Source organism: bacterium CG_4_10_14_0_2_um_filter_33_32 (assembly GCA_002792735.1).
Lineage (GTDB): Bacteria > Patescibacteriota > CPR2_A > CG2-30-33-46 > CG2-30-33-46 > CG2-30-33-46.
In genome coordinates this window covers 51,781-64,554 of record PFOW01000055.1, presented here as the reverse complement: position 1 = coordinate 64,554, position 12,774 = coordinate 51,781, and the positions used below count along the sequence as shown (strand labels likewise).

The 12,774-nt window shown below is 32.3% G+C and carries 13 protein-coding genes and 1 tRNA gene; all 14 read left to right on the top strand.

Annotated elements, in window-relative coordinates; genetic code table 11:
- Positions 1-254: 254 nt before the first annotated feature.
- Complete coding sequence (locus COX95_03605; protein PIZ85649.1) at positions 255-734, top strand: hypothetical protein; 480 nt, start codon at positions 255-257, stop codon at positions 732-734.
- Positions 734-1,975 carry a phosphopyruvate hydratase gene (locus tag COX95_03600; protein ID PIZ85648.1) on the top strand — a complete coding sequence of 414 codons (1,242 nt, stop codon included), beginning with the start codon at positions 734-736 and terminating at the stop codon, positions 1,973-1,975. The genes COX95_03605 and COX95_03600 overlap by 1 nt, the downstream gene beginning before the upstream one ends.
- Positions 1,972-2,598 (top strand): hypothetical protein, encoded by a 627-nt coding sequence (locus COX95_03595; protein ID PIZ85647.1) that lies wholly within the window; start codon positions 1,972-1,974, stop codon positions 2,596-2,598. The genes COX95_03600 and COX95_03595 overlap by 4 nt, the downstream gene beginning before the upstream one ends.
- A gap of 5 nt (positions 2,599-2,603) precedes the next feature.
- Positions 2,604-3,437 carry a hypothetical protein gene (locus tag COX95_03590; GenBank protein ID PIZ85646.1) on the top strand — a complete coding sequence of 278 codons (834 nt, stop codon included), beginning with the start codon at positions 2,604-2,606 and terminating at the stop codon, positions 3,435-3,437.
- An 8-nt stretch (positions 3,438-3,445) separates the two neighbouring features.
- A complete protein-coding gene (locus COX95_03585; GenBank protein PIZ85645.1) occupies positions 3,446-4,477 on the top strand; it encodes a hypothetical protein in 1,032 nt (343 codons plus the stop codon).
- Positions 4,461-6,548 carry an acyl-CoA synthetase gene (locus COX95_03580; protein PIZ85644.1) on the top strand — a complete coding sequence of 696 codons (2,088 nt, stop codon included), beginning with the start codon at positions 4,461-4,463 and terminating at the stop codon, positions 6,546-6,548. The genes COX95_03585 and COX95_03580 overlap by 17 nt, the downstream gene beginning before the upstream one ends.
- Positions 6,549-6,553: 5 nt before the next feature.
- Positions 6,554-7,117 carry a pyruvate synthase gene (locus tag COX95_03575; protein ID PIZ85643.1) on the top strand — a complete coding sequence of 188 codons (564 nt, stop codon included), beginning with the start codon at positions 6,554-6,556 and terminating at the stop codon, positions 7,115-7,117.
- 4 nt (positions 7,118-7,121) lie between these two features.
- A complete protein-coding gene (locus COX95_03570) occupies positions 7,122-7,421 on the top strand; it encodes a ferredoxin (GenBank protein PIZ85642.1) in 300 nt (99 codons plus the stop codon).
- Positions 7,421-8,590 (top strand): pyruvate ferredoxin oxidoreductase, encoded by a 1,170-nt coding sequence (porA, locus tag COX95_03565; protein ID PIZ85641.1) that lies wholly within the window; start codon positions 7,421-7,423, stop codon positions 8,588-8,590. Before COX95_03570 ends, porA begins: the two co-directional genes overlap by 1 nt.
- 12 nt (positions 8,591-8,602) lie before the next feature.
- Positions 8,603-9,562: a pyruvate ferredoxin oxidoreductase gene (locus tag COX95_03560; protein ID PIZ85640.1), complete on the top strand. Its 960-nt coding sequence runs from the start codon at positions 8,603-8,605 to the stop codon at positions 9,560-9,562.
- Positions 9,563-9,573: 11 nt separating this feature from the next.
- Positions 9,574-9,852 (top strand): hypothetical protein, encoded by a 279-nt coding sequence (locus tag COX95_03555; protein ID PIZ85639.1) that lies wholly within the window; start codon positions 9,574-9,576, stop codon positions 9,850-9,852.
- Positions 9,853-9,871: 19 nt separating this feature from the next.
- Positions 9,872-10,804, top strand: a complete 933-nt coding sequence (locus tag COX95_03550; GenBank protein ID PIZ85638.1) for a hypothetical protein — start codon at positions 9,872-9,874, stop codon at positions 10,802-10,804.
- Positions 10,788-12,575: a hypothetical protein gene (locus COX95_03545; protein ID PIZ85637.1), complete on the top strand. Its 1,788-nt coding sequence runs from the start codon at positions 10,788-10,790 to the stop codon at positions 12,573-12,575. Before COX95_03550 ends, COX95_03545 begins: the two co-directional genes overlap by 17 nt.
- 39 nt (positions 12,576-12,614) lie before the next feature.
- Positions 12,615-12,689: transfer RNA gene (locus COX95_03540), tRNA-Glu, on the top strand.
- The last annotated feature ends 85 nt before the right edge of the window (positions 12,690-12,774 follow it).

Below are 12,774 nucleotides of genomic sequence, written 5' to 3'. Positions count from 1 at the left end.
AAGAGAATACACCAATCTTTGGGTAATATTTCACCCATTGATTATTTAATAAAAACTGTTCCGGAGTCTCAAATGTGCGTGACGCGTACACTTATTTGATTATCTAAACAGTAACTGGTAAAATATAATATAAGTAATATATAAAGACATGGAAAGTTTATTTATTGTAAAAAATTCTTTTCTGTGGTCGTTGGTTGGTTCGCTTTTTTTCATGATTGCCACATTAGTTTATCTAAAACTAACAGGTAAATAGTATGAATTGTCCAAAATGTAATGGTGAAGTAATTTCTATAAAGGACGGTTACTACTGTTCCCAATGTGGTGAAAAGATTAGCTTAGAAGAATTAAAACAACATCTTGAACAAAAAATGGTAGTCGAAAAGGCAAAAAGTGGAGTTGTATATCAGGGAGAAGATAAACAAACTCAACAAGAAGAAAAGAAACCATCTTCTGTTCAGATACCAGTAGATCAATCAGCAACAAGAGTTTCACCAAAACCAATTGAACACCAAGCGCCTATTTCAATACAGCACTTAAATAGTATCTCTTCAGAAGGACCAAGTGTTTCTGGCCAAGCTGCTGTAAATCGTGCTTTACCAAAATCAGTAGAAAAAATAGACCAACAATTGCATGGTGTGAAAAAATCTTATCAATTTAAAATACTTTTAACAGTAATTATTATTCTAAACGTACTAATAATATTAGAAATAACGTACTTTTTATTTATTAGATAATGACAAAGATAAAAAAAATAGAATCATTAGAGATATTAGATTCACGCGGTATACCCACCATAAGAACGATTGTAAAAAGTGATAGTGGTATTATTGCTGATGCATCTGTTCCTTCAGGATCCTCAACTGGAAAATTTGAAGCTTTTGAATTAAGAGACAATGATGAAAGATATTTTGGCAAAGGCGTATTACAAGCGGTTTCTAATGTAAATAAAATCATAGCTCCAGCCTTGAAGGGGTTAAACCCGGAGTACCAAAAAGAAATTGATGAGAAGATGATTAAATTAGATGGTACTGCCCAGAAAAAGAAAATTGGTGCTAATGCTATTCTTTCTGTTTCCTTAGCTGTTGCCAGATTAGCATCAAAATTAAATAAATTGCCTCTTTATAAGTATTTAAACAATGCATTTTTATCCAATATCAATATTAGTATGCCAACTCCATTTTCGGTTGTTATAGAAGGCGGAAAGCATTCTTCCGGCAATCTGGATATTCAGGAATTTATTATAGTTCCAAATGGAATTAATAATTTTCCGGATAAAATAAGAGCTATATCGGAAATTTATTATAGTCTAGGTAGTATTCTAAAGGAGGTAAATGTAGGTTTGGAAGGTGCCTTTGGTCCTAGCCTTAAATCTAATACAGAAGCTATGAGCTTAATAGTTGAAGCCATAGAAAAAGCCGGTTACTCAGGAAAGGTAAATTTGGCATTAGATATTGCTGCTTCCGAGTTATATCAACCAGACAATGATGGTAATTATTATCTTAAATCTGAAGAGATCACTCTTAAAAAGCAGCAGCTTTTGGGGTTGTATAGTGATTGGATTTCTAATTATCCAATTATATCAATGGAAGATGGTTTAGAGCAGGAAGATTGGGATGGCTGGATTGAACTTACAGAAAGATTTTCAAAAGATGTAAAAATAATTGGTGACGATTTGTTTGTTACAAATCCTGAAAGAATAAAAAAAGGTATTAGGCAAAAAGCAGCTACCGGATTAATTATAAAGCTTAATCAAATAGGTACTTTGTCAGAAACTATTGCGGCTATAAAATTAGCTCGGAAAGCTGATTGGACTTATATTATATCTCATAGATCGGGTGAAACTTGCGACACTTTTATTTCTGATTTAGCCGTATCTTCAGGTGCTTCTTTTATTAAAACAGGTGCTCCTTCTCGCGGGGAACGGGTTGAAAAGTACAATAGATTGCTAGAAATTGAAAAGGAAATCCAGAATTGAAAAGTGCAAATAAAATTATGGGAAGAGTTTATGTTTTTAGACATGGTCAATCTTACGATAATTATAGAAAAATATTTTCCGGATTTAGAAATTCAAAATTAACTAAGAAGGGCGTGTCTGATGCTAAGATATTGGCGAAGAAGTTAAAAGATAAAAAAATTGACATTGGATTCACCTCCCATTTATTTAGAATGAAACGTACTTTGGCCGAGGCGTTAAAGTATCACAAAAAAGTACTTACAATTATTGATGATCGGATAATTGAAAGATGTTATGGAGACTTACAGGGCACAAGCAAATCTAAGCTAGAAGCAACAGATTCAAAAAAATATCAAATTTATCACCGCTCATATAGTACCTCGCCTCCCGGAGGAGAGAGTATAAAGATGGTAGAAAAAAGAGTTTTTTCTTTTTGCCGTGATTTAGAAAAATTCATAAAAAAAGAAGGAATAAATGTTGCAATTGTTTGTGGCAATAATTCAATGAGAGCTCTAAGGCGTTATTTTGAAAAATTAACAGTTAAAGAAATGATGGAACAAGAAAACAATTGTATAAATTATGTAGAGTACAAAATTGAATGTATAATAAAAGAAGTTAACAGCCAAAGATTATTAGCTGCTTAAATATTATGCAAGATATTATACCTCCACAAAAAAAACCAGCAAAAAAATCGTTAAAAATAATTTTAATAATTTTAGCTGTTTTACTTATAGTTTTGATTGCGGTAACGGTTACTTATTTTTTAACAAAAGAAAGATTTCAATCAGCAGAGTCTAGCCCAAAAAATAATTCTAATTTAACAAGCAAAGATGTTTCCACAAGTAATAAAAGCGATGAATTTGTTTATATAACTTCAAAATCTGGTCTCAATTTAAGAGAAGATGCTACTACGGTCTCGGATATTATTTACACTCTTCCTTATAGGGCAAAAGTTAAATTAGCTAAAAAGTCAGCAGACAATAAATGGTACAAAGGCACTTTTGAGGATGCGACCGGTTGGTTTAGTATTGATTATGCCCAAAAAGAAGAAATAGAAGATCCAACTGCAGATTGGCAAGGATTTGAAAGCCCAAATTCTGGTTACTCGTTAAAATTTCCTTCAGATTGGCGAAAAAAAACTTTAGCTAGTGACGGTTATGATTTTGAAATAATTCCAAAGGATGTTGGAGGAGTTGAGATTTCGATTGCATTTAAAGAACAGACACTTGGGAAAGAGAAGGAAACTCTTGTTGACGCTAACCATACAATTGCTGCCAAATCTGCCATATTTGTAGACGGAGCAAAAGGGGAACGAATTGTTCTGCAAAAAACTAAAGATTCCAAAATTGTCTACACCACAGATGTTCTACTTTTAGAAAGAGACGGAAAGCTTATAAGAATTGAAGGTCCGGCCGATGGAGAAGATTTTGGAGATGTATTTGATATTTTAGTTTGGACCATTAAATTTAAAGTACTTCAATAGGAGATTCTATGTATGATGTAATTACAATTGGCGGGGCTACGAGAGATATATTTTTTAAAACTGATAAAGATTGGATTGTAAAAAATTGTGATCCCATTAGGCAACAATTAATGTGTTTTGAGTATGCGGCTAAAGTTATTCCCAAAATTGCCTTTTTTTCTTTTGGTGGAGGAGCGTTAAATAGTGCCGTAAGCCTAAAAAGATTAGGTTTAAGCATATCTACTATCGCCAGTATAGGTAATGACGAAATAGCTGATGCCATTTCTGGCTACTTAAAAACCGAAGGTATAGATAATAGTTTACTTATCCGTCACCCTGGTGTTTCAAAAACAGGAATTTCTTTGATTATAGTTGACGAGAGCAGCGAACATACCGCGATTCTTTATAGGGGTACAAATAATCTGCTTAAAATTAAAAATTGGAATTGGGTTAAAGATACCAAATGGATTTATTTGACTTCATTAACAGGTAAGTCGGGATTGATTTTGAATCGACTAAAAAATGAGTTAACGAAGAATAAAATAAAATTAGCATGGAATCCAGGTTCCGAACAATTAAAAAAAGGATATGAAAAACTTAAAGAAATTATTAAAAAAACAAATATCCTTATTCTCAATAAAGATGAAGCAAAAGAATTAATTATTTCTAAAGATAAAAAATTTATATTAAATGATTCTAAGGAAATCGCAGTAAGGCTTAAAAAAATGGGTCCTAAAATTGCAATCGTTACCGATGCTGCCAATGGTTCATTTGCGTTTGATGGGAAAGAAATGTATCATTCCTCGATTTTACCGGCTCGACCCGTTGATACTACCGGTGCCGGGGATGCATTTGGTTCATCTTTTTTAGCTGGCATGATTCTGCATAACGATATAAGAAAAGCACTTAAGATGGCATCAGTAAATTCTGCATCAGTAGTTTCTCATTATGGTTCTCAAAATGGCTTACTTAAAATTAAGAGATTAAAATTTTTGCAAAATAAAATTAAAGTTTTAAAAATTAACCTAAATAAAAAAGTAAAATATGTTAAAGCTAGATAATTTTTTCAATCCAAAATCAATTGCTATCATTGGAGCTTCTCGGGATAGAAATAAGCTTGGTTACCAAATACTAAAGAATATTATTTACTCAGGTTTTAAAGGCAGGATTTTTCCGGTAAACCCAAAAGCTAGTATAATACTTGGTAAAGATTCTTATGAATCTGTTTTAAAAATTCCTAGCAAGATTGATCTTGCAGTTATTATTGTGCCTAATATTATTATTCCATCGATTATGGAAGATCTTGGTAAAAAGGGAGTTAAAGCAGTAATTATTATCAGTGCCGGCTTTGGGGAAACAGGCGAGGAAGGCAAATCAATTGAAGATAATATTTTGGAGATTGCTAGAAAAAACAAGATTCGAATAATCGGTCCGAATTGTCTAGGAGTTATTGATACATTTCTACCCCTGAATGCTTCATTCGCCGCAGGTGTGCCGATTAAAAAAAATTTAGCTGTTATTAGTCAATCAGGCGCTATGTGTTCAGCTATATTGGACTGGGCCTCTAAAAATAATATTGGTTTTTCTAAATTTATTAGCTTGGGTAATAAAATAGATATTGATGAAGTAGATTTATTCCGTGCTTTAGAAAAAGATAAAAACTCTAAAGTTATTCTTGGATATTTCGAAAGTATTAAAAGAGGCACAGAATTTATTGATGCAGCATCTAGACTATCTTTTAAAAAACCAATTATTGTTATAAAAGCCGGTTTATCTAAAGAAGGAGCTAAGGCGGCTTCTTCTCATACAGGAGCCTTAGCTTCTAACGCCGAAGTTATTAAAGCAGTTTTTAATAAATCTGGAATAATTCAGGTTTCTGATATAGAGGAGCTTTTTGATTTTTCTGAAGCTTTTTCTGTTTTACCTATGCCTAAGGATAATAAAGTTGCCGTATTAGCTAATGCCGGAGGTCCATCTGTTATAGCAGCTGATGCAATTTCGCAGTCAAATTTAACTTTAGCGAAATTTACACAAAATACAATTAAAAATTTAAAATCCAAGATGCCATCCTCTGCGTCTATTTCAAATCCAGTTGATATAGTAGGCGATGCCGATGCAAAAAGATTCAAGATAGCAGCTGACATAATACTTAAAGATAAAAATCTATCTAATCTAATTGTTATTTTAACACCCCAAACATCCACTGAGGTTGAAAAAACTGCCAAGTCTATTGTTAGACTAAAGAAAAAATTCAATAAGTCGATTGTAGCTTCTTTTATAGGAGGTAAAGCTATTGAAAAAGGAGTACAAATATTGGAAAAAGGCGGTATTCCTAATTTTGAATTTCCCGAAAGAGCGGTAAGAGTTCTCTCGGAGCTTATTAAATATAAAAATTCTAGAAAATTAATTAGCCAAAAAAAGAATCATGTTAATTTACAGCGGAATAAAAATATAGAAAAAATTCTTGAAAAAGCAGGGCTAGAAAATAGAAAAAATCTAAACGATTTAGAATCAAAAATTATTTTTAATAATTTAAAGATTAAAACTGCTGAATCTAGCTTTGTTAAGACTTCGAAAGAGGCGATTAAAACCGCTTCTAAAATTGGTTTCCCTGTTGTTTTAAAAATAGTTTCTTCTGATGTTCTTCATAAGACGGAATATGGATTAGTTAAAACTAATTTAGTTAACGGTGATGAAGTTAAAAAATCATTTGAACAAATAATCAAAAATGCCAAAAAATTAAAAATCAAATTTAGCGGGTTGATGGTTTATCAAACTGTAAAGAGCGGTACAGAGCTTATTATAGGTGCAAAAAGAGATTCGTTATTTGGACCGGTTATAATGTTTGGGTTAGGCGGGATTTATGTTCAAATTTTGAAAGACACTTCTTTTTGTGTTGCTCCTATTTCTAAAAATGAAGCAGGAGAAATGATTTTCAAAATTAAAGGATATGATTTATTGACCGGATTTAGAGGTCAAAAGCCCATAGATATCAAAGGATTAAAAAATATAATAATAAAGATATCTGATCTAATGCTGGCCTTTCCGGAAATACAAGAACTAGACATCAATCCTTTAAAAGCCGAGTCAAAAAATCTTATTACATTAGATACTAAAATTGTGTTAAAATAAATTTAATGAAAAATACAATTGAAATCAGATGGCATGCAAGAGGTGGACAAGGAGCAAAGACTGCTTCTCTTCTTTTTGCAGAAGCAATGCTTGAGTTGGGAAAATATATACAAGCCTTTCCTGATTATGGTCCGGAAAGAACAGGCGCGCCAATAAGAGCTTATAATCGTATTTCAAATAAACCCATAAGAAATTATTCTGCGGTTACAAGCCCTGATATGGTTATTGTTTTAGATCCCACTTTATTAAAAAATCCAAATACAATTGTTGGTATAAAGGAAGATGGAGTTATTATTATTAATACCGAAAAAAAAGTACAGGAAATTAAAAGTAATTTAGGGGTTAACAATAAGATAATAACTGTTCCGGCCTCTAAGATTTCATTAGATATATTAGGCAAAAATATTCCAAACACTGTAATGCTCGGAGCGCTTGTTAAAGCTTTAGATTTAGAATTTAAAGAACTTCAAAAAGGATTAAAGACAAGGCTTTTGATAAAATTTAGAAAAAAGTCCGAATATATTAAAAAAAATTTAAAAGCAATTGAGCAAGCATATAAATTAAGTTAAAAATATGACAATCAAAAAACAAAAAAATAATATTCCAGGCTGGAAAGAATTAAAAATAGGCGGGGTTTCAGAAGGCGGTTCTGCAAAAGATTTTTTAACCGGCGACTGGAGACAAGAAAGGCCAGTAATTAATTCTAAAAAATGTAAACAGTGTTTTACTTGTTGGGGCTATTGTCCGGAAGCGGCCTTTATCACAAAAAATAACAAAATCATCGGGATTAATTATCTGCATTGCAAAGGCTGTGGCATTTGTGCTAAAGAATGTCCCAATAAAGCCATTGATATGGTTAAAGAAATAAAATAATGAGTATTATAAAAGATAAAAATTTAAAAGCATTAACAGCCAATGAAGCTCAGGCTTTAGCAATGAAACAAATCGAGCCTGATGTTGTTGCGGCCTATCCTATTACTCCGGCAACCCAAGTTGTTGAGATTTTTTCTCAATATGTTGCAGACGGAGAGGTTAAAACAGAATTTATTCCAGTAGAGAGTGAGCATTCAGCAATGAGTGCCTGCATTGGCGCATCGGCAGCAGGTGCTAGGGTTATGACTGCAACATCTTCACAAGGTTTAGTTTTGATGCAAGAGATTTTGAATATTGCTTCGGGGTTAAGATTCCCCATTGTGATGGCAGAAGTAAATCGTGCTTTATCTGCTCCGTTAAATATACATGGCGACCAGTCAGATACAATGGGCGCAAGAGACACAGGCTGGATTCAAATTTTTACATCAACTGTTCAGGAAGCTTATGATTCTATGTTTATAGCCCTTAAGCTAGCAGAAAAAGTAAACTTACCTGCAATGGTAACTACGGATGGTTTTATTCTAAGTCACTGTATGGAGGCATTTTATTCTATTTCAGATGATAGAATAAAAAAATTTATTGGCCAGCGCAAACCGGAATATTCTCTTTTCGATTTTGAAAATCCTAAAACTATTGGCTCTCTTGATTTGCCAGATTTCTTTTATGAGCATAAAAGACAGCAAATAGAGGCTATGAGAGAAGCTAATTTTGAGCTTAAAAAAGTTCAAAAGGAATTTTTTAATTTATCCGGTAGGAAATATGATCTTGTTGAGGAATATAAATTAAAAGATGCAGATTATGGAATTGTAGTTTTAGGCTCCACAGCAGAAACTGCTAAAACAGCCATAGATAACTTAAGAAAAAAAGGCTATAAAATTGGTCTTTTAAGAATTAGGCTTTTTAGACCATTTCCAGACAAAGAAATAATGAATGCCATAAAGCATCTTAAAGTCGTCGCTGTTTTTGATAAAGCTGATGCGGTTTCCGGCATAGGCGGACCAGTGTATTCTGAAGTTAAGGCCGCATTATACGGAAATTGTCGAGGAAAGGTTTTAAATTATATTTACGGATTGGGTGGCAGGGATACAAGAATTGAACAATTAGAGCAAGCGTTCAGTCAATTAAAAAATAATGAAAATGAAATAAATTATTTAGGAGTTAGGGAATAAATATTATTTATAATGAAAACAATTGAAAAGAAAAAACTAAAAAAATTCAGTTTTAAAGAATACGCAAAAAGAGATTCGTTATTTATAGGTGGACATAGGCTTTGTGCTGGATGCGGGGCAGCTATTGTTGCACGGCAAGTCATGATGGCTGCTTCAAAATATAAGGTAATAATTGCTAACGCTACGGGATGTTTAGAAGTTGCTACTTCTATATTTCCTTATTCTTCTTGGAAGACTCCATGGATTCATAATGCCTTTGAAAATGCAGCAGCTACGATTTCCGGCGTTGAAGCAGCTTATAAGACAATGCTTAAAAATGGGAAGATCAGCAAAAAAGATAAAATAAAATTTATTGTATTTGCAGGAGATGGCGGGACTTATGATATCGGTCTTCAGTCTCTTTCCGGTGCAGCAGAACGAGGACATGACTTTCTATATGTTTGTTATAATAATGAAGCTTATATGAATACCGGCATTCAAAGATCCAGCGCCACACCTTATGGCGGTGCTACTACAACTAGTCCGGCCGGTAAAAAAATATTAGGCAAGAAGCAATTTCCAAAAGATTTGACTGAGATAATGGTAGCGCATAACATACCATATGTTGCTCAATCATCTGTTGGATTTCCGGAGGATTTAATCTCTAAAGTTGAAAAAGCTTCAGAGATTTCCGGTCCGAAATTTTTGAATGTTTTAATGCCATGCCAACTTGGTTGGGGTTTTCCTGCGGATTTAGCACCAGAAATGGGTAGGTTAGCAGTAGAGACAAATTTTTGGCCTTTATACGAAGTTGAGAACGGTAAATATAAAGTAAATTATAAACCGCAAAATAGAAAACCAATAAGCGATTGGCTTAAACTTCAAAAAAGGTTTTCCCATCTTTCAAATAAAGATGCTCAAAGCACTATAGATAATATTCAGAAGGATATAGATATAAGATGGAAAAATCTTCTCAATAAAGGTAAAAAATAATCTAGCTAACTATGGATCCTAAGCAAAAATTTCAAGAATTATTTAAAAAATTGCTGATTATAATGAGTATCGGTTTTTTTATTTTTGGCATTATAGCTATTAGTTTTTTTGCTATATTACTAGGTAGTAATATGAATTTTTATGGTAAAGTTTTTGAGTATGGAATATTTGTGATGTATTATTTGGTTGGATTTGGAAGTGTTGCTATGTTTGGTTTTATTATCTATTTTATTAGAATGAGAAGGAAAAATAATTTATTGAAAGAAAATAATAATATATCAAAAAAGTAATAAGACAAAGAAGTAAAAAATGAAAAAATATATCATTGCAATCGATATGGGCGGCACACATATAAGAACTGCGATTTTTGATAAAGATAGCAGGATATTATCTTTGGAGAGTTTTCATAATTCCCATAGTATTGTCGATATAAAAAAGATAAAAGATAGTATTAGAGCTCAATCAAACAATCTAGCTATTGATATAAATAGAGATGTTGATGGTATCGGTATAGCTATTGCATCTCCAGGCGTAAATCCAGCTACGGGTAAAGTTAACTGGAATAAGTTAACTTTTACTTTTCCAAAAAACTTCAATATTTTGAATGAATTTAGAAAAGAATTTAAAAAGCCTGTATTTATCGAGAATGATTTGAATTCCGCTGCTCTAGCCGAGCTTTACGTAGGTAATTTGCAAGGAAAGAAAAATGGACTTGTTATAACAGTTAGTACCGGTATAGGCGCCGGTATTATATCAAACGGCTTTTTATTGAGGGGTAGTAATTATACAGCAGGAGAAATCGGTCATATGTTTATCAATGACAATGATAAAGAGTTGGTTTGCAATAGGGGTGACTTTGGGTGTTGGGAGGCTTTTGCTTCTGCAAAATCGACCGAACAAAGATATTACAAAAAATATAAAAAACAGATTAGTGCTAAAGAAATTATTAAATTAGCCCAAAAAGGCAATAAAAAAGCTCTATCTGTTTTAAAAGATATATCATTTTGGTTTGGTTTAGGTTTATCTAATATTATAAATATTTTAGATCCAGAAGTTATAGTAATGTATGGCAACTTTTTTCTAAATAGCTGGCCTTTATTTAAAAAAGATGTACTTAAAATAATTCAAAAAAGATCATTTAATCCTAGTATAAAATTTAAAAGGACCAAATTTGGCGATAACGGAAGTTTAATAGGTGCAGCCAATTTGGTTATTCATAAACCTTATGAGACTATCGTCTAATCTTTGGCTAGAAAAAGAGTTTTATATAGATGTAGATCACATGGGTCAAATTAGAGTGGTTGGCCCCGGTGATCATTTATATTTTGGGATGATCAATGGGGAAAGCCGTGATTATGAAATAACAAAAGTTTATTACAGAAATAATGAACTTTTTATCAAAGGCTATTTTTATGATTCTAAGGTTCAGTTTTTTTATCCTGTTATGGGAGATATAAGGACTTTAAGAACATATGTTTATAAAAAAGATGAAAAAGCCAAGACCTTTTTTGAGATTAGAGAAGCATTTCCCGATGTTCTTATTCCAAATAAATTTCATGAAAGTGTTATTGATGGTACAAAACGTTTAAACTTTGAAAGACATTTCGGAAAAGAGTTTTATGGAAGCGAGCTTCGTTTAAGTGCAACAGTAAAAGTAGAAAGAAAAGATAATTATTTCATACTATCTAGCAGCGAACCTGTGATACCTTTTGAAATAAAAGTTTATGACAGCAGATTTTTTAAACAGGAATTTTTCGCTGATCCGTTTTTAAGGAAGCAAATATTTTTTGAAAAATTTGGAATAGAGGGAGACATAGCAAGAACAATTTTGCATAGAGCAGAAGCAGAAGTTGATCATTTATTAAAATATAAAAAAACTTCCGGCTATGATTATGGTACGGTTTTTCCAAGGGATTGGACTGAGGCTGCTTTCTTAGGATTAAATGATTTTAGCAAAGAAGCGCTATTTTATATTGCTAAACAATCATTAAAATATGTTTCTGTTGAAGGGGAAGGTTGGCATGAAAGATGCGTTGGTGAGTTTGCTTATAAATGTAATTTAAGTCACGTGCCTAATATCGATAGAGATATGGTAGATATTGAACCTCGGTATATGCTTCTCTTTGGACAAAATCCGGATATTTTTTTGAATAATGAAACCTTGTTTAAGAAAATAAAGAGAGTAGCTTCTTTTATAATTACCCAAGCCAGAGAAAATTATTTAATACAATTTGAAGAAAACCCTCATTTTAGAAATTTTAAAGCAGGCAATTGGCGAGATTCATCAGCTGCTTATCTAGGGGTTTCTAGCCATATTATTCCTTATGACACTAATGCTGTTTTTTATCCGGCTGCTTTGCGTATTATTGAGCAATTTGCTGACAATTTGCATATCAAAGATAAAGATTTGAAAAAGATTGTTTCTGATTGGCAAAATAAAAAAGAATTATTCAAGTTTAAAAATAAAGACGGAAAGCCGGCTTATGCCTTAGCTATCTATGATTTTAAAAATAAAAATAATTATAAAAAACTGGAGATTAATCACACTGATGAAGCATATGATTTAATTTTCAACAATTCTAATGAGGAGGATATTAAAAGTTTAGCAGAAAGAATATTAAGCAATGATTATTTTTATACCAAAATCGGGCCTTTAATCGTCGGTAAAAATGAGGGATACAATCATAATCAGTATCATGGAGAGGTAATATGGTTAAAGCAAATGGGTTTATGCAGTATGGGGTTTAAAAATCAATATAGAAAAGAAGGCTTTTCAGAAGAAACAAATGAATTAATCAAAAAGACTATTAAATATCTTTTTGATAGTTTAGTGTATTCATTTGGGTATTTGAATCTTTTCCCTGAACTTTTTGTGGATTATAAAGAATCTCCTGTTTTATATAGTGAGAGACGATTTGTTGTTGAGGGACATATGAATAAAATTCAGCTTTGGTCAGCAGAAGCTGCGAGAAGAATTGTCTTTGATTATTATGATGTTTTCTTTAAGTCTTGAAAATTAATTTTATTCTGCTAAAATAAATAGGTATATTTTGGGGCTATCGTCTAGTGGTTAGGACACCAGGTTTTCATCCTGGCAACCGGGGTTCGACTCCCCGTAGCCCTACCAATTTGTGAGATTGTGAAATGTCTGTACAAAGGCATTTTTTATATTTTGAACAAGAACTGCTAGTAGGAGTCGAATTATAAATATT